We start from the raw sequence: 17,407 nt of genomic DNA on the forward strand, positions 1-17,407 counted from the left end.
ATGATACAAACCGGCGGTCCGTTTTTTGTGGTTGAGTCTGCAAACCCATCCTATCAAGAGGCGGACCGCCCCTCATTCAAACGCGCCGCGGAATCCGCTGTCGATCAACCCCGTGAATAACCCTCCTTGTCCTTGACGGCGCCGCAGACGTAGAGACCGGAGAACTGGTCGCAGTTCCCGTCATAGGTGAAGGTGAGCACCGGGATGTTGCCGCCGGCGCTGGCCGAGTTGAACTTCTTCCACGCGGCGGAGTCGGTCTCGCTGCCCGCGGTCACCGCCAGGTTCATCCACGGATTGCGGTTGTTGCGGGCGTCGGACCACGGTGCGAGCCAGCCGGTGAGGTTGAAGTTGACCCAGTTGGCCGGGCAGGTCGAGTTGTACCCGAAGGCGACGTTGGCGTTGGCCAGGATGCCCTGCGGACTCCAGTCGATCCAGGGCTGGGTGTTCCAGGTGACGGTGTAGGGGTCGAAGTCCCCGGCGTTGCGGATGTCCACCCACCGAGGCGAGCAGGACGAGGAGTGGAACTCGAACAGGGACAGCGTGGCGGACTGCAGGACTCTGTTCTCCACCTGGCTGACGTCGAACTGCAGCAGGGACCGGTTCTTCTGCGCACCGCCGTTGTACGTGCCGACGCGGAGCTCCGGCTGCCCGGCTTGCGGCGTGTTGGCGATGTTGTTCTGCACGAACGTGGCACCGATCAGCCCGAGCGCCTGCGTCGGGTCGATGGTGACCGGGTAGACCGTGGTCGGGTCGGTGAGGAACTCCTGCGGCGGGGTCAGCACCAGCGTGGCGTCCGCGCCGGCTGCCGTCGGCTCGGCCAGCTCCAGCCCGATCTCGTCGACCTTCACCGGCTCGCCGGACGCGGGGTCGGTGCGGGCGTCCCACATCAGCGGCGCGCCGGCACCGCCGATCACCTCCCCGTCGGTGTCGATGACCTGCAGCTGCCCGCCGTCGCCCTCCTCGACGCTGGCGCCCTCGGTGGCCAGCGGGAACTCCAGCTCGCGCAGCGCGGCCAGCGTGGCCCGGTCGGGGCGGGAGTTGACCACCAGGTGCTGCTCGAACCCGGTCCGGGTGGCGGTCAGCACCAGGTCCACATCCGGCAGCACCTCCCGGTACGTCGCGGTCGCCCCTGCCAGCTCCGGCTCGGGCAGCTCGCTGGGCCAGGCCAGGCTGACCTCGGTGCCCTCGCCGTCGCCGAGCACCGCCATCGGCACCTCCCCACCGGCGGAGAAGGCGATCTCCCCGGTCACCGCGACTGGCCGCACCCCGGCCTCGGTCAGCTCCAAGGTGGTGTCCACGTCGACCCACTCACCGTCGACCTGCGTCCGCATCGGCCCGGCGCCGCTCTCGACGTGCACCATCCCGTCGGGGTGCACCCGGGAGATCGTGGTCTCGGTCGTCTCCGACGCCAGCTCGACCGGCTGCCCGGAGCCACGCGCCTCGGCCAGCGCCCGGTCGAACTCCGTCTCCGGCGCCACCGGCCCGGAAAGATCACCCACCGGCGCAGGCTCCGACAGGTCGATCAGGCTGCTGCTGAGCGGGGTGTCCGCGGTGAACACCGGATCGGCCAGCACCTCCGGCGACGGCTCCGCCGAGGGCTCCGGTGAGCTGTCCGCGGGGGCGTCGCCGTCCACCGGGACCGGCTCTGCCGCCTCCTCAGCGGCCCGGTTGGGCTCTTCGACACCGGGCGGAGCGGCGAACGCCACCCTCGGCTCGGCGACGAACGCGCCCTCACTCGTCACCCCAACCGCCATCGCCAGTACCGCGATGACGACCGACCGCTTGACCGCACCCATGGGAGTCCCCCGTCTCGTGAGCCAGCGGAGGAGACCACAGGGGACCCTGGTGCACGCACCGATCGTGCGGTGGGAGTGACGAACCGTGACGATCTTGTGATGCAGCGGCAGCGGCAGCGTCGCCGGGCGGTGGGCCAGTCCCGGTCAGCTCTGTCGCCCGTGATCCTCGGCCGGGGATGAGGGTCGACAGCTCGGCGGTCGACCAAGAGGCGATCAGGGGCCCCCGCTGTCCGCTTCGGTCCACCACTCGGCGGGAAGGTCGACGATCCGCAGCGCAGGTAGCGGGCCGCTGCTGCGCCCGTCCCTGGCATGACAGCCGTGGGGCGCGCCTACCGGGCTCACCAGTTGGGCCATGTGCACGTCGGCGAGGTGGCGACGGGCGGCCCTGATGCCCTCCGGTCCCCGGGGCGGGTGGTCGGGACCCCGGGGCGGGTGGTCGGTACATGTGCAGGAAGTGCGGATACCGGGGAGCGCAGAGGAAGCCCAGGTCGCTGTACCAGGCGGCCACCGCGACGCTGCTGGCGTCGAGTTGGGCGCTGAGGCCGTCGCGGTCCAGCTCGGCGAGCAGGCGGGTCATCAGCTGGGTGCCCAGCTGCTCCCCGCGGGGATGGGCGGCGACGTTGCCGATCTCGACGTCGGCGGCGGCATGGGGTGTGGCGTGCCGGCGGCCGCGCAGTGTGCGGACCGCGTCGCGCACCGGCGCCCGCGCCACCAGGGACCACACCACCAGCAGCACGGCGAGGACGAGGCCACCAGTCCGGCGACCGGCGCCCAGTCGAGGACGTCGGGAGCGCTCGCGGTCAGTGTGATGTCGGCGCCGACCGCGGCGATCAGAAGGCCGAGGACTACCAGGAGCAGAGCCGGTCGGCTGGCGGGATGGCGGTGTTCGAAGGGTCAGGGCGGCACCGCCGAGCCGGCCTGGGATGGCCGAGCGGAGGAGGACGGTGGTCCGTCGGTACACGACAGCGAGCAGAAGCCACAGCGGGTAGCTGGCGGCCGCAACCAGCCAGCGCGGCCACCGAGGCAGCCGAATCCGGGATGCGGTGAGGCTGTGCGCCCAGATGGTGGCGACGGTGACCACGGCCCGGCGACGCGGCGGCACGGCCCGCACGGCGGCGGCGATGTCGGCTGCGGCACGGTGGGGATGCGTCGTCATGGCAGTGGAAGGTGGGTGGCCGTCATCGGGTGTGACTCGGGGTGTCGTGGAGGAAGTTGCGCTGCTGTTCTGGCGTGGCGGCCGAGGGCTGATCCGGTGCTCGCGGTCAAGCCACGATCCGAAGCTCGTGCGCCGAGTACCAGTGCAGCTGCGCCCCGTCGAAGACGATGCCGGTGAAGAGGGTGGCCAGGCCGAGCCAGCTGCCGTCGGGCAGCTGCATGCGCCCCCACAGCCAGCCGACGCCGGTGGCGTGCGCGACCGGCCTGGGCGGCAGGACCCGGGAGGCGCGGGGGCGGGCCGGGGCGGCCTGCAGTTCCCGCTCGCGCTCGTCACTGACCGGCGGGGTCACCTGGGCGCACCGTAGGCGGGCGACCGTCACACCCGAGCCGCAGCCCAGCGAGGACATGCTGCTGCACCGGGATCACGGCCAGCTCGAGGATCGTGCTTGCACTTCCTCCCGCTCCCGACAACTGCCGATCCCTGCGGTGGAGCCGGTCGGGGAGGGGCGGGCCGCAGGCCCATCACGCGGTGACGCGCAGCGCCCTTCCGGCGAGCGGCGGAGCCGCGACGATCATGGCAGGGAGCAGGTCTCGGACAACGCCAACAGCCGGGAGCAAGCCATGCGGTCAGGTCTCCCGACCCCGCCTGCGTTACCACCGGTGCACGCGACTCACACGCAAGGCGCTTCGGAACGCGCGGCCCGGGTCCCGGTGCTGTCAGCGGGCCGTGGTCTCATCAGGCCCGTGGTGCAGCGGGGTGGGCGGGCGGCTGCTCTCGATGGTGGCGCGGGCTCGACCGCGCCGGTCTACCGGCTCGTGCCGAGCGGTCCGGAGCCGACCGCCCCCGCCCCGCAGCTGGACCCCACGCAGCAGGCCGTCGTCGACCACCCCGGCGGCCCGTTGCTCGTGCTCGCCGGCCCCGGCACGGGCAAGACGACGACGATCGTCGAGGCCGTCGCGGCCCGCATCGACCGCGGCGTCGACCCCGAGCAGGTCCTCGTCCTGACCTTCAGCCGCAGGGCCGCCGCCGACCTGCGTGCCCGCGTCACCGCCCGGGTTGCGCGCGCCGTCCGCGAGCCGTTGGCCCGCACCCTCCACTCCTACGCGTACGGCGTCCTGCGCCGGGCCGCGCTGCTGCGCGGCGACCCTCCGCCCCGGCTGCTCACCGCCGCCGAGCAGGACGCCGTCGTCGCCCAGCTGCTGCGCGGTGACCTCGAGGAGGCCGGCGCGGTCCGCTGGCCGCAGTCCCTCGTCCCCGCGCTGTCCACAGCCGGCTTTCGCACCGAGCTGCGCGAGCTGCTGCTGCGCGCCACCGAGCGCGGGGTGGGGCCCGAGCAGCTGGCCGCCTGGGGCCGCGCGCGCGGCGTCGAGGCGTGGGTGCACGCGGCGGCCTTCATGGAGCAGTACGAGGCGGTGGCGGCGTTCGCCACGGCCGGCCGCGGCGACGCGTCCGGCTTCGACCCGGCGGAGCTGGTCCGCGAGGCGATCGCCGAGCTGGCGAGCGACCCGGAGCTGCTGCGCTCCGAGCGCGAGCGCGCCCGCTGGCTGTTCGTCGACGAGTACCAGGACACCGACCCGGCCCAGGTGGAGCTGCTCGACCTGCTGGCCGGCCGCGGCGGGAACCTGGTCGCCGTGGGCGACCCCGACCAGGCGATCTACGCCTTCCGCGGCGCGGAGGCGCGCGGCGTCGTCGAGTTCCCCGAGCGCTTCCGCCACGCCGACGGGCGCCGCGCCGACCGGCTCTCCCTCGGGGTGTGCCGCCGCTCGGGGGCGGAGCTGCTCCGGATCACCCGGAGGGTCGCCGAGGGGTTGCCCGGGCCCGCCCAGCACCGGCGGCTGCAGCCGGTGGCCGGGGCGGACGAGGGAGCCGCGGAGGTGCACGTCTTCGGGTCCGCCGCCATCGAGGCCGCCTACCTCGCCGACGTCCTGCGCCGCGCCTACCTGCTCGACGGCGTCCCCTGGTCGCAGATGGCGGTCGTGGTCCGGACGACGCTGGCGCTGGGGCCGCTGCGCCGGGCGCTGACCTCGGCCGGCGTCCCCGTAGCCGTCACCTCCGACGACCTGCCGCTGGCCGCCCAGCCGGCGGTCGCCCCGTTCCTCGCCGCGCTCGACGCGCTGCTGCCCGGCCGCGACGGCGCGCCGGCGGGCCTGGACGAGCCGGTGGCCGAGGCGCTGCTGACCTCGCCGCTGGGCGGGGCCACCGTGCTCGACCTGCGCCGGCTGCGCCGCGCCGTCCGCGTCGCCCTGGCCCGGCAGGGCGTCGACGACGCCGAGCGCGGCGCGCCCCTGGCGACCGCGGTCACCGACGAGCCGCTCCTGGAGACCCTGCCCGAGCACCTGGCCCGACCGGCGCACCGGGTCGCCGGCGTCCTCGCCGCCGGCCGGCTCGCGCTGGCCCGGGGCGGCACGGCCGAGGACGTGCTGTGGGCGATGTGGCAGCGCAGCGGCCTGGCCGGCCGGTGGGCCCGGGCCAGCGCCGCCGGCGGAGCCGCCGGGGCGGTCGCCGACCGCGACCTCGACGCCGTCGTCGCGCTCTTCGACGCCGCCGCCGGCTTCGTCGACCGGCTGCCCTCGGCCGACGTCCGGGCGTTCGTCGAGCACCTGTCGGGGCAGGAGCTGCCCGGCGACCTCGGCGCGACCCGGGCCGCGGACGGGGCGGTGCGGCTGCTCACCGCGCACGCGGCCAAGGGGCTGGAGTGGGACCTCGTCTGCGTGGCCGGCGTGCAGGAGGGGGTGTGGCCGGACCTGCGCGAGCGGGGCTCGCTGCTCGGCACCGAGGACCTCGTCGAGCTGGCCGCCGGCATCGACAGCGCCGCCGTGGACCGGCGCACGCTGCTGCTCGCCGAGGAGCGGCGGCTGTTCTACGTCGCCTGCACCCGCGCCCGCCGCCGGCTGGTGGTCACCGCCGTGCAGGGCGCGCTGGACGGCGCCGAGGCCGGGGCGAGCGCCTCGCGTTTCCTCGACCTGGTGTCCCCGCCGCCGGACGAGGGCCGCCCGCTGACGGAGCTGCCGCGCTCGCTCACCCTGCCCGGGCTGGTGGCCGACCTGCGCCGCGCCGTGACCGACCCGCACACCCCGCCCGCCCGCCGCTCGGCGGCGGCGGCGGTGCTGCGCCGGCTGGCCGCCGACAGCGTGCCGGGGGCGGCACCCCGGCAGTGGTGGGGCCTGGCCCCGCTGTCGGACGACGCCCCGCTGGTGCCCCCGGACGCGACGGTGCGGGTGCGCCCGTCGGCGATCGAGACCTTCCAGCGCTGCCCGCTGCGCTGGGCACTCGGCGCGGTCGGGGCCGAGGCCGCACCCGACGCGACCCGCACCGTCGGCTCGGCGGTGCACGCGGTCGCCCAGCGGGTCGCCGAGGGGCTGCCCCCGGCCGAGGCGCCGGCGGCGCTGGGCGAGGAGCTCGACCGCCTCGCCCTCGGTCCGGGCTGGTCCGACCAGCGCCAGCGGGCCGCCGCCCAGGACATGCTCGACCGGTTCCTGCGCTGGCAGGCGGCCAACCGGCGGGAGCTGGTCGCCGCCGAGGAGGACTTCGACGTCGTCGTCGGCCGCGCCCGGCTGCGCGGCCAGGTCGACCGGCTCGAGCGCGACGTCGACGGCCGGCTGGTCGTGGTCGACCTCAAGACCGGCCGGACCGCGCCCCGGGACGTCGCCGAGCACGGGCAGCTGGCCGCCTACCAGGTGGCCGTCGCGGCGGGCGCCTTTCCCGCTCACGGCACCGTCCCCGGCGGCGCCGCGCTGCTGCAGGTGGGCGCCGGCAGCAGGGCCAAGGAGCAGCACCAGGAGCCGCTGCCCGCCGACGTCGCCCTGGCGGAGACGGCCGCCGGCCGGCTCGTCGCCGCCGTGGGGGAGGGCATGGGTGCGGCGATCTTCGAGGTGCGCAGCGGCGCCCACTGCCAGCGCTGCCCGGCGCGCGGCAGTTGTCCGCTGCACGAGCGCGGCCGGCAGGTCACCGGGTGAGCCCTCATCCCGAGTGGCCCCCCGGGTTCCCTCGCGAGCTCGCGAGCGGAGCGTGGCCCCGTTCAGAGGCTCGCCGCCAGCTTGCGAGCGGGGAGGAGGACGGGGTCCTTCCGGGGGTCCTTCCAGGGGTCCTTGAACAGCTCTCCTTCGACGACGACGACGACGACCTCCTCGGCGGCGACCCCGCTCCGGAGTCCGGCCCCCGGCGGCTGCTGACCCCGGCCGAGGTGGCCGCACGCTGCGGGCTGTCCCACGCGCCGTCGGAGGAGCAGGCCCGGGTGGTCGCCGCCCCGGCCGACCGGCCGCTGGTCGTCGTCGCCGGCGCGGGGTCGGGCAAGACCGAGACGATGGCCGCCCGGGTCTCCTGGCTGGTCGCCAACCGGGTGGTCGACCCCGAGGCGGTCCTGGGGCTGACCTTCACCCGCAAGGCGGCCGGCGAGCTGGCCGAGCGCATCCGGCTGCGGCTCGGTGCGCTGGCCCGCCACCCCGACACCGAGACCGACCTGCGCGAGCGGCTGCAGGTCGCCCAGCCGACGGTCGCCACCTACCACGGGTACGCCGCCGCGCTGGTCGCCGAACACGGCCTGCGGATCGGCGTGGAGCCGGGGGCCGGCGTCCTCGGCCCGGCGCTGTGCTGGGGACAGGCCGCCCAGGTGGTGGCCGCCTACACCGGCGACATGGACGACGTGCCGCTGTCGCTGCTCACCACCATCGAGGACGTGCTGGCCCTCGCCGCGGAGCTGGGCGAGCACGACGTCCACCCCGCCGCGCTGCGGGCCTGGACCGCCCGGCTCGAGGCGCAGGTCGCCTCCTACCCCGACGCCCCGACGAAGAAGGGTCCGTACAAAGACGTCCTCGACGTGCTCGCCCGGCAGCGGGCGCGGGTGGCGCTGCTGCCGCTGGTCGAGGCCTTCGAGGCACGCAAGCGGGCCATGGGCTCCATCGACCACGCCGACCAGGTGGCGCACGCCGCGCGGATCGCCGTCACCGCGCCCGAGGTCGGCCGCCGCGAGCGGACCCGCTGGAAGGCGGTGCTCCTCGACGAGTACCAGGACACCAGCGTCGGGCAGCTGCGCATGCTCGAGGCCCTCTTCGGCCGGGAGAGCGGACACCCGGTCCTCGCCGTCGGCGACCCCCGCCAGTCCATCTACGGCTGGCGGGGCGCCTCGGCCGGCACCATCGAGCGCTTCGCCCGCACCTTCCCCGGCGTCCGGGCCCGGCCGGCGCAGCGGCTGACCCTGGCCACCAGCTGGCGCAACGACGAGGCGGTGCTCGCCGTGGCCAACGCCGTGTCGGCCCTGCTGCCGCCGCCGGAGGTGCCCCTACCCGACCTCGCCCCGGCGCCCACCGCCGGCCGGGGCGCGGTCACCGTCGGGCTGTACGGCACCGTCGCCGAGGAGACCGCGGCGCTGGCCGACCGGTTGGCCGCCTGCTGGCACGGCACCGACCCGGTGTGGTCGGGAGGAGTGGGGCCCGTAGGCCCCCTGCAGGGCCCCCGGCCGCCTTCCGGGTCCCGCCCCGAGCTTGCGAGGGGTGGGGAGAAGGCGGTCCTTCTACCGACGAGCGGCCGGAGCGGCTCAGCCCAGCCGGGGGACGGTACGTGGCCGCGGTGTCGTCCGGAGGACGACGAGGTGCACCGCCCTCCGACGGTCGCCGTCCTCGCCCGCACCCGTAGGCAGCTGCCCGGTATCGCCGCCGCGCTGCGCGAGAGGGGGGTGCCGGTGGAGGTCGTCGGCCTCGGCGGGCTGCTCGAGGTGCCCGAGGTCTCCGACGTCGTCGCCACCCTGACCGTGCTGGTCGACCCGACCGCCGGCGACGCGCTGGGCCGGCTGCTGACCGGGGCGCGCTGGCGGATCGGCCCCCGCGACCTGGCCGCGCTGGAGGCCCGCGCCCGCGGGCTGGTGCACGGCCGCCGCCCGGCCCGGGACGACGAGGACGGCGAGCAGCCCGCGCGGGAGCGGGGCAGCATCGTCGAGGCCCTCGACGACCTCGGCGACGCCGACGCGTACTCGGCCGAGGGGTACCGCCGGCTGCGGCGGCTCGGTGACGAGCTGGCCCAGCTGCGCACCCGGCTCGGGGAGTCGCTGCCCGACCTGGTCGACGAGGTCGCCCGCACCCTGGGCCTGGAAACCGAGCTGGCCAGCGCGCCGGAGGTCAGCCCGGCCGGCGCCCGCGCCCACCTCGACGCGCTGCACGCGGTCGCCGCGGACTTCACCGAGCTGGCCGAGCTGCCCTCGCTGCCGGCCTTCCTCGGCTACCTGCGCGACGCCGAGGAGCGCGAGCGCGGCCTGGAGCCCGGCGAGGTGGCGGTCAACCCGGAGGCGGTGCAGCTGCTCACCGCGCACTCGGCCAAGGGCCTGGAGTGGGACGTCGTCGCGGTGCCCGGCCTGACCGTCGACCAGTTCCCCGCCCGGCCGGGGATCAGCGACTCCTGGGTCAAGGACCCGGGCGCGGTGCCGGTCGACCTGCGCACCGTCGACCGCGAGGAGCTGCCCCGGTGGCGGCTGCCGGCGCCCGGCTCCGGTGACCACAAGGTGGTGGAGCAGACGCTGGAGGAGTACGTCGAGCAGTGGAAGCGCTTCGGCACCGGCGAGGAGATCCGGCTCGGCTACGTCGCCGTCACCCGCGCCCGGCACCTGCTGGTCTGCTCGGGCAGCTGGTGGCGCGACGGGCTCAAGCCGTGCGGGCCGTCGTCCTTACTGCACGCCGTGCGGGAGGCCTGCGCGGCCGGCGCCGGGACGGTCGTGCACTGGGCGCCGGCCCCGGAGGACGGCGCGCAGAACCCGGCGCTGGCCGAGTGGCCGGTGGGCGTGTGGCCGGCCGACCCGCTCTCGGCCGCACGCCGCCGCGCGCTCACCGCCGCCGCCGAGCTCGTCGCCGGCGCCGCGCCGCACCCGCTGGAGCCCGACACCCGTCTCGGCGACCCCGACCCGCTGGTCGACCAGTGGGTGCGCGATGCGGACCTGCTGCTGCGCGAGCGTGCCGCGGCCGCCCGGCCGACGGTCGACGTCCCGCTGCCCTCGCACCTGTCGGTGTCGGAGCTGGTGGCCCTGCGGCGGGACCCGGCCGAGCTGGCCCGTCGGCTGCGCCGCCCGCTGCCGGCCGCGCCCGCCCAGCAGGCCCGCCGCGGCACCGCCTTCCACGCCTGGCTGGAGGAGCGCTTCGGCGCCGCCCGGCTGCTCGACCTCGACGAGCTACCCGGCTCCGGCGACGAGTTCGCCGCCCCCGACAGCGCGCTGGCCGAGCTGCAGTGGGCCTTCCTGGCCAGCGAGTGGGCCGAGCGGCAGCCGCTCGACGTCGAGGTGGCCTTCGAGACGCCGCTGGGCCCGCTGACCCTGCGCGGCCGGATCGACGCGGTCTTCGCCGACGGGAACGGCGGCTACGAGGTCGTCGACTGGAAGACCGGCCCACCGCCGTCCGGGGCGGAACTGGCCGCGGCCGGGGTGCAACTGGCCGCCTACCGGCTGGGCTGGTCGCGGTTGACCGGTGTGCCGGTGGAGCGGGTCAGCGCCGGGTTCCACCACGTCGCCGCCGGCGTGACCGTCCGCCCGGTCGACCTGCTCGACGAGGCCGGCCTGCTCGCCCTGGTCACCGGCACGGCCCGCTGACCGCGGCCGGGGTCGGGTCAGCCGGCCAGCGTCCTCCCGTACTGGTGGACGACGGCGCCGGAGGGAGCCCGGCCCGTGGCCGCGGCCAGCTCCCGCTGCCGGCGCACGAACGCCGCGTACCACGCGCGGTCGCGCACCTCGCCCGTCCCGACGTGGCGCATGACCGCCGGGTCGTCGAACAGGCCCGCCCAGGCGTCGGCGTCCTCGGCCGTGGGGACGCGCAGCCGCACGTTCATGTCGACGCGATGCGGTCGAGGACCGCGACGGCCAGCCGGTCGGGGGCCTGCTCGGGGATCCAGTGGCTGACCCCGGCCAGCTCGACGAACCGGTAGTCGCCGGTGACGCAGTCCGCGCAGCCCTCCGCCGCGGTCCGGCCGACGGCGACGTCCCCGTCGCTCCACACGTAGGTCGTCGGCACCGCCACCGGGTCGACCGGGATGCTCGAGCTCATCGCCCGGTACCAGTTCAGCGCGGCGGTCAGCGCGCCCGGCGCCAGCAGTACGGTCACGTACTGGTCGACCGCCTCGACCGGCACAGCGTCGCCGAACATGCGCCGCAGCCTCCGGGCGTCGTCGGCGAGCAGTACCTCCTCGGCCTTGCCCGTCTGCCAGAACAACCGGATGTAGGCCGAGCGCTCCTGCTGCTCGGGGTCTGCGCGCCAGGCGGCGGTGAACGCCGTCGGGTGCGGCACCGACACGGCGGTCAGCGAGCGCACCCGGTCGGAGTGCCAGGCGGTCAGCGCCCAGGCCACGTTGGCGCCCCAGTCGTGGCCGACGACGTCGGCGCGGGGCACGTCCATCGCCGTCATCAGGTCGGCGGTGACCTGCGCCAGGCTCGGCAGCGCGTAGGCGCCGACCTCGGCCGGCCGGGCGCCGGGGGAGTAGCCGAGCTGGTCGACGGCGTAGGTGCGCAGCCCCGCCTCGGTCAGCCGGGGGGTCACCGCGGCCCAGGACTGCGAGGTCTCCGGGAAGCCGTGCAGCAGCAGCACCGGCCGGCCGTCGTCCGGACCGTCGGCCCGGACGTCGAAGGTGAGGTCGCCGACGTCCACGCGCAGCAGCTGTCCCGCCATGGCGGTGACGCTACCGTCGGCGGTCGTGAGCAGCCCGGAACGCGCGTTCGTCACCGCCCACGCAGGCGACCTGCACACCGACCTCGACGCGTGGTTGCGCATCCCGTCGATCTCCGCCGACCCGGCGCACGCGCCCGACGTCGCCGCCAGCGCCGAATGGCTGGCCGCCGCGCTGCGCCGTACCGGCTTCCCGGTGGTGGAGGTCTGGCCGACCCCGGGCGCCCCCGCCGTCTACGCGGAGTGGCCGTCGGCGGACGACGGCGCGCCGGTGGCCCTCGTCTACGGCCACTCCGACGTCCAGCCGGTCGACCCGCTCGAGCTGTGGACGCACCCGCCCTTCGAGCCCACCCGGGTCGAGGGCCCCGACGGCCCGGAGCTGCACGCCCGCGGCGCCATCGACGACAAGGGCAACGTGGCGATGCACCTGCTCGGCATCCGCGCGCACCTGGCCGCCACCGGCCGCGACACCCCGGCGGTCACCGTGAAGGTGCTCGTCGAGGGGGAGGAGGAGTCCGGCTCACCGCACTTCGCCGCGCTGCTGCGCGAGCGGGCCGACCGGCTGCGCTGCGACGTCGTCGTGGTCAGCGACACCGGCATGGCCGCTCCCGACGTCCCCAGCGCCGTCGTCGCCATGCGCGGCCTGGCCGACGCCGAGATCACCCTGCGCGGACCCGCCGTCGACCTGCACTCGGGCTCCTTCGGCGGGGCCGTGCCCAACCCGCTGCACGCCATGGCCGCGCTGATCGCCGGCCTGCACGACGAGCACGGCCGGGTCACCCTGCCCGGCTTCTACGACCGGGTGCGGCCGCTGACCGACCGCGAGCGCGCGCTCATGGCCCGGGTGCCCTTCGACGAGGCCGCCTGGCTGGCCGGTCCGGCCGCCTCCCGCGCCGCCACCGGCGAGGCCGGCTTCACCACCCTGGAGCGGATCGGCGCCCGGCCCACCGCCGAGGTCAACGGCATGTGGGGCGGCTACACCGGCCCCGGGCACAAGACGATCATCCCGGCCGAGGCGCACGCGAAGGTCACCTTCCGGCTGGTGGCCGACCAGCGCCTGGCCGACGTCGGCCCCATGGTCCGCGACTGGGTGGCCGCGAACACGCCCGAGGGCATCGAGGCCGACGTCCACGTGCCGGCCGGCGGGGTCTCCCCGTGCGCCAGCGACCTGGACTCCCCGGCGATGGCCGCCCTGCTCGCCGCCATCGGGCAGGCGAACGACCGCGACCCGGCCGACGTGCTGTTCACCCGCGAGGGCGGCAGCGGCCCCGAGGCCGACCTGGTCGACGTCCTCGGCGCACCGCTGGTCTTCCTCGGCGCCGGCCTGCCCACCGACCGCATCCACTCGCCGAACGAGCGGGTGCTGCTACCCATGCTGCACCGCGGCGCCGAGGCCGCGGCGCACCTGTGGCGCGAGCTGGCCGCCCTCGGCCGCGCCGGCTGAGCCCGTCTCAGGCCGGGGAGGCCGGCGGCCTCGAGGTCAGGGGCGGCATCGGCGCGGCGAAGGCCTCGTCGAGCACGTCGAGCGCCTCGTCGAGCAGGTCCTGCCCGATGACCAGCGGCGGCAGGAAACGCAGCACGTTGCCGTACGTGCCGGCGGTGAGGACGACGACCCCGGCGGCGTGGCAGGCCCGCGCGACGCGCCCGGCCAGCTCGGCGTCCGGCTCGGTGGTGCCCGGGCGGACCAGCTCGACGGCGACCATGGCGCCGCGACCGCGCACGTCCCCGATCGCCGGGGTGCGCTCGGCCAGCGCCCGCAGCCGGGGCAGCATCGTGTCGCCGATGGCGCGGGCGGCGCCGGCGAGGTCCTGCGCGCGCATCGTCCCGATGGCGGCCAGCGCCGCCGCGCAGGCGACCGGGTTACCGCCGTACGTGCCGCCCAGGCCACCCCCGTGGACGGCGTCCATGACCTCCGCGCGGCCGGTGACCGCGCCCAGGGGCATCCCGCCGGCGATGCCCTTCGCGGTGGCGATCAGGTCGGGCACCACGCCCTCGTGCTCGCAGGCGAACCAGTCGCCGGTGCGGCAGAAACCGGTCTGCACCTCGTCGGCGACGAACACCGCGCCGGCCTGCCGGCACCAGTCGGCCAACGCCGGGAGGAAGCCCGACGCCGGGACGACGAATCCGCCCTCGCCCTGGATCGGCTCGATGAGGACGGCGGCCACGTTCGCGGTGCCGACCTGCGCCTCGATCTGGGCGATGGCGCGCGACGCGGCCTCGGCGCCGGTGGTGCCGGGGGCGTCCCGGAACGGGTAGGACATGGGCGCGCGGTACACCTCGGGCGCGAACGGCCCGAAGCGGTGCTTGTACGGCATGTTCTTCGCGGTGAGCGCCATGGTGAGGTTCGTGCGCCCGTGGTAGGCGTGGTCGAAGGCCACCACGGCCTGCCGACCGGTCGCGTGCCGGGCGATCTTCACCGCGTTCTCGACCGCCTCGGCCCCGGTGTTGAACAGCGCCGAGCGCTTCTCGTGGTCGCCGGGGGTCAGCCGGGCGAGCTCCTCGCACACGGCGACGTAGCCCTCGTAGGGCGTGACCATGAAGCAGGTGTGGGTGAAGGCGGCGACCTGCTGCTGCACCGCCTCCACCACGGCCGGGGCGGCGTTGCCCACGCTCACCACGGCGATCCCGGCGCCGAGGTCGATGAACGAGTTGCCGTCGACGTCGACCAGCACGCCGCCGCCGGCGCGCTCGACGAACACCGGGAGGGTGGTGCTCACGCCGGCGGACACCGCGGCGTTCCGCCGGCCCATGAGCTCCCGGGACCGGGGGCCGGGCACCTCGGTGACGAGCCGCCGCTCCTGCGGCAGCGTGGACGGGGCGGCAAGCAGGTCGGTCACGACGGGCTCCTGGGGGTTGTTGGCCGGCCGCCCGGGACGACAGGGGCCCGCCGAGTGTCGCCGTCGGCACGGCGTCCGGGTAGTGCCCACACCACGGCCGCCCGAACCCGGGGCCGTCGGGGCCGCGGAGTGGCCGCGCCGACGGGTTTCCGGGATGCTGTCGCGCAGCACAGCCGCGGCACACGTCTGGTTGGCCACCAGCCGAGGGAGTCGGTCATGGCGCACGGAGCACCCGACGGCGGGCACCTCAAGAAGGGCCTCAAGCAGCGCCACCTCGCGATGATCGCCATCGGCGGCGTCATCGGGGCGGGCCTGTTCGTCGGCTCCGGGGCGGTCATCGGGGAGGTCGGCCCCGGGGCGTTCATCACCTACGCGCTCACCGGCGTCCTCATCGTCATGGTGATGCGGATGCTCGGCGAGATGGCGGTGGCCAACCCGTCCACCGGCTCCTTCGCCGACTACGCCCGCCGGGCCCTCGGCGGCTGGGCCGGGTTCAGCGTGGGCTGGCTGTACTGGTACTTCTGGGTGATCGTCGTCGGCTTCGAGGCGGTGGCCGGCGCCGGCATCCTGCAGCGCTGGCTGCCCGGGGTGCCGCTGTGGGTCATGGCGCTGGGCCTCATGCTCCTGATGACGGCGACCAACCTGTTCTCGGTGACCTCCTACGGCGAGTTCGAGTACTGGTTCGCCGCGATCAAGGTCGCCACTATCGTCGTCTTCATCGCCCTCGGGACGCTGTTCGTGCTCGGCCTGTGGCCCGGCCGCGATCTGGACTTCTCGAACCTGACCGACCACGGCGGCTTCCTGCCCCACGGCGTCGGAGCCCTGTTCTCCGGCATCGTCATCGTCATCTTCTCGATGGTCGGCGCCGAGATCGCCACCATCGCGGCGGCCGAGTCGGCCGAGCCGGAGCGGGCGATCGTCCGGGCCACGAACTCCGTGGTCTTCCGGATCATCGTCTTCTTCGTCGGGTCGATCTTCCTGCTGGCCACCATCCTGCCGTGGAACTCCACCCGGCTCGGGGCCTCCCCCTACGTCTCGGCGATGGAGGAGTTGGGGATCCCGGCCGCGGCGGAGATCATGAACGCCGTCGTCCTCACCGCGGTGCTGTCCTGCCTGAACTCCGGCCTCTACACCGCATCTCGCATGCTGTTCGTGCTGGCCGCCCGACGGGAGGCGCCGGGCCGGATGCTGGCGATCAACCAGCGCGGCGTCCCGATGTGGGCGATCCTGTCCTCCACCGTGGTGGGCTTCGCCTGCGTGGTCGCGGCCTACGTGTCCCCGGACACGGTGTTCCTCTTCCTGCTCAACTCCTCCGGCGCGGTCATCCTCTTCGTGTACCTGCTCATCTGCCTGTCCCAGCTGGTGCTGCGGCGCAGGACCCCGCCGGAGCGGCTCCGGGTCAAGATGTGGTTCTACCCGCTGCTCACCGTGCTCACCGCGGCCGCGATCGTGGCCGTCCTGGTGTCGATGGCGTTCCGCGACGACACCCGCTCGCAGATCGCGCTCAGCCTGCTGGCCTGGGCCCTGGTCCTGGTGGCCTACGTCGTGCGGCGCCGGGTCGTCGGCGACGCGCACACCACCGGCGACGGGGCCGCGGCGGAGGCCCGCGCCGCAGCGTGGGCGCACGAGCACGGCGCCGCCGCCGAGACGCAGGTCGACGCGGCCGTCGGTGAGGGCCCGCTCGACCCGGCCCTCGTCCGGCGGATGCGGGAGGAGGGCCAGCCGAACGAGGGCGCGTGAGCCCCGCTCGCCCCGACGGCGTCCTGAGGCGGGTCGAGGGGACCTGCGACCTAGAGTGCTGCCGTGAGCGAGCCCGTCCACCCCGCACCGGCGCCGGGCTGGTACCCCGATCCGGACGGCGCCCCGGGGACGGTGCGCTGGTGGGACGGCGCGCGCTGGTCGGACGTGACGACGCCGGCCGGCCCGGGGGTCCGGGTGCAGACCGTGCCGGCGCCGGCTCCGGTCCGTCCCGAGCCGCCCCGGCCCCCGGCCGGCCCCGCGCCGTCCTCCCCGCGCACCGCGTGGGTGGTCGGTCTGTCGGTGCTCGGCCTGGTGCTCGTGGTCGTCATCGGCCTGCTCGTCGGCCGGCCGACCGGCGGGCTGGACGACGAGGCCGCCGTCCCCGTGCCGTCGTCCGCCGCGGGGCCGACCTTCCCGCCCGGCACGGTGCGGATCGTCGATGAGGCGTCGGGCATCTCCTACCCGTTCCTCGGCGACGGCTGGTACGAGTACTCCCTCGGGACGGTGCTCGAGACCACCGCGGTGGCCGGGCAGTACTTCACCACCCAGGACCTCACGCCGGACGGCGGCACCTTCATCGCCCAGTGCACCTCCGGCCCGCTCGCACCGCAGTTCGGCTACGGCGGGCCGGACACCCTGCAGGCCACCCTCGGCCAGGTCGCCGACAGCGTGCGCGCCAACTACTACCCGGGCCCCAACGAACGCCGGGTCCTGCGGGACGAGGCGCTCACCGTCGACGGCGCCGCCGCGCACCTGCTCGAGTTCGACCTGTCCTGGGACGTCGCCGGCTACGACGCGACCGGCGAGCGTGCCGCCCTGGTGCTCATCGACGTCGGCCGACCGGCGCCGGCGCTGCTCTACCTGTCGATCCCCAACACGCACGCCGAGCTGTACGGCGTCATCGACCGCGTCATCGGCGCCACCGAGGTGCTGTGACATGGCGGTCCTCCGGACCGCACCGCGGCCACGTGCCGTCCCCGATCGGCGTCGAGCCCGTCCGGCCGCTCGTCGGGGACCCTGCGGGCCCCGCTCCTCCCGGCCACCGCGGCCACGTGCCGTCCCCGATCGGCGTCGAGCCCGTCCGGCCGCTCGTCGGGGACCCTGCGGGCCCCGCTCCTCCCGGCCACCGCGGCCACGTGCCGTCCCCGATCGGCGTCGAGCCCGTCCGGCCGCTCGTCGGGGACCCTGCGGGCCCCGCTCCTCCCGGCCACCGCGGCCACGTGCCGTCCCCGATCGGCGTCGAGCCCG

At 75.6% G+C, this 17,407-nt stretch carries 11 protein-coding genes; 5 read left to right on the forward strand and 6 right to left on the reverse strand.

The window, feature by feature from the left end:
* Positions 1-104: 104 nt before the first annotated feature.
* Together DQ238_RS22140 and DQ238_RS22145 are read right to left on the reverse strand one after the other, a co-directional pair.
* Entirely contained in the window at positions 105-1,796 is a 1,692-nt protein-coding gene (locus tag DQ238_RS22140; RefSeq protein ID WP_113783411.1) for a DNRLRE domain-containing protein, read from the reverse strand.
* Positions 1,797-3,058: 1,262 nt separating this feature from the next.
* Entirely contained in the window at positions 3,059-3,301 is a 243-nt protein-coding gene (locus tag DQ238_RS22145; protein WP_147263182.1) for a hypothetical protein, read from the reverse strand.
* Positions 3,302-3,695: 394 nt separating this feature from the next.
* Here DQ238_RS22145 and DQ238_RS22150 point away from each other — a divergent pair, with 394 nt between their 5' ends.
* On the forward strand, positions 3,696-6,908 hold the full coding sequence (locus tag DQ238_RS22150) for an ATP-dependent DNA helicase (protein ID WP_233496208.1): 3,213 nt from the start codon (positions 3,696-3,698) through the stop codon (positions 6,906-6,908).
* Positions 6,909-6,970: 62 nt separating this feature from the next.
* On the opposite strand, the gene DQ238_RS24005 is transcribed toward DQ238_RS22150, so the two are convergent.
* Positions 6,971-7,162, reverse strand: coding sequence for a hypothetical protein (locus tag DQ238_RS24005; RefSeq protein ID WP_233496210.1), 192 nt, complete (start codon positions 7,160-7,162; stop codon positions 6,971-6,973).
* Here DQ238_RS24005 and DQ238_RS22155 point away from each other — a divergent pair.
* Positions 7,136-10,516 (forward strand): ATP-dependent helicase, encoded by a 3,381-nt coding sequence (locus tag DQ238_RS22155; protein WP_370447530.1) that lies wholly within the window; start codon positions 7,136-7,138, stop codon positions 10,514-10,516. The genes DQ238_RS24005 and DQ238_RS22155 overlap by 27 nt on opposite strands.
* Positions 10,517-10,533: 17 nt before the next feature.
* Here DQ238_RS22155 and DQ238_RS22160 read toward each other — a convergent pair whose 3' ends face one another.
* Both DQ238_RS22160 and DQ238_RS22165 read right to left on the reverse strand, forming a co-directional pair.
* Complete coding sequence (locus tag DQ238_RS22160; protein ID WP_147263184.1) at positions 10,534-10,752, reverse strand: hypothetical protein; 219 nt, start codon at positions 10,750-10,752, stop codon at positions 10,534-10,536.
* On the reverse strand, positions 10,749-11,585 hold the full coding sequence (locus DQ238_RS22165; RefSeq protein ID WP_113783419.1) for an alpha/beta fold hydrolase: 837 nt from the start codon (positions 11,583-11,585) through the stop codon (positions 10,749-10,751). The genes DQ238_RS22160 and DQ238_RS22165 overlap by 4 nt, the downstream gene beginning before the upstream one ends.
* Before the next feature lie 25 nt (positions 11,586-11,610).
* Between DQ238_RS22165 and DQ238_RS22170 the strand changes: the two genes are divergently transcribed.
* The gene (locus DQ238_RS22170; RefSeq protein WP_233496213.1) at positions 11,611-13,026 is read left to right on the forward strand and encodes a M20/M25/M40 family metallo-hydrolase; all 1,416 of its coding nucleotides are present in this window, start codon (positions 11,611-11,613) and stop codon (positions 13,024-13,026) included.
* Between the two features lie 7 nt (positions 13,027-13,033).
* Here DQ238_RS22170 and gabT read toward each other — a convergent pair whose 3' ends face one another.
* Positions 13,034-14,419, reverse strand: a complete 1,386-nt coding sequence (gene gabT, locus DQ238_RS22175) for a 4-aminobutyrate--2-oxoglutarate transaminase (RefSeq protein WP_113783415.1) — start codon at positions 14,417-14,419, stop codon at positions 13,034-13,036.
* A gap of 216 nt (positions 14,420-14,635) precedes the next feature.
* Between gabT and DQ238_RS22180 the strand changes: the two genes are divergently transcribed.
* Complete coding sequence (locus tag DQ238_RS22180) at positions 14,636-16,159, forward strand: amino acid permease (protein ID WP_113783416.1); 1,524 nt, start codon at positions 14,636-14,638, stop codon at positions 16,157-16,159.
* 63 nt (positions 16,160-16,222) lie between these two features.
* Positions 16,223-17,095 (forward strand): DUF2510 domain-containing protein, encoded by an 873-nt coding sequence (locus DQ238_RS22185; RefSeq protein ID WP_113783417.1) that lies wholly within the window; start codon positions 16,223-16,225, stop codon positions 17,093-17,095.
* Positions 17,096-17,407 lie beyond the last annotated feature (312 nt).

It is taken from the genome of Geodermatophilus sp. TF02-6 (assembly GCF_003319115.1).
GTDB lineage: Bacteria > Actinomycetota > Actinomycetes > Mycobacteriales > Geodermatophilaceae > Geodermatophilus.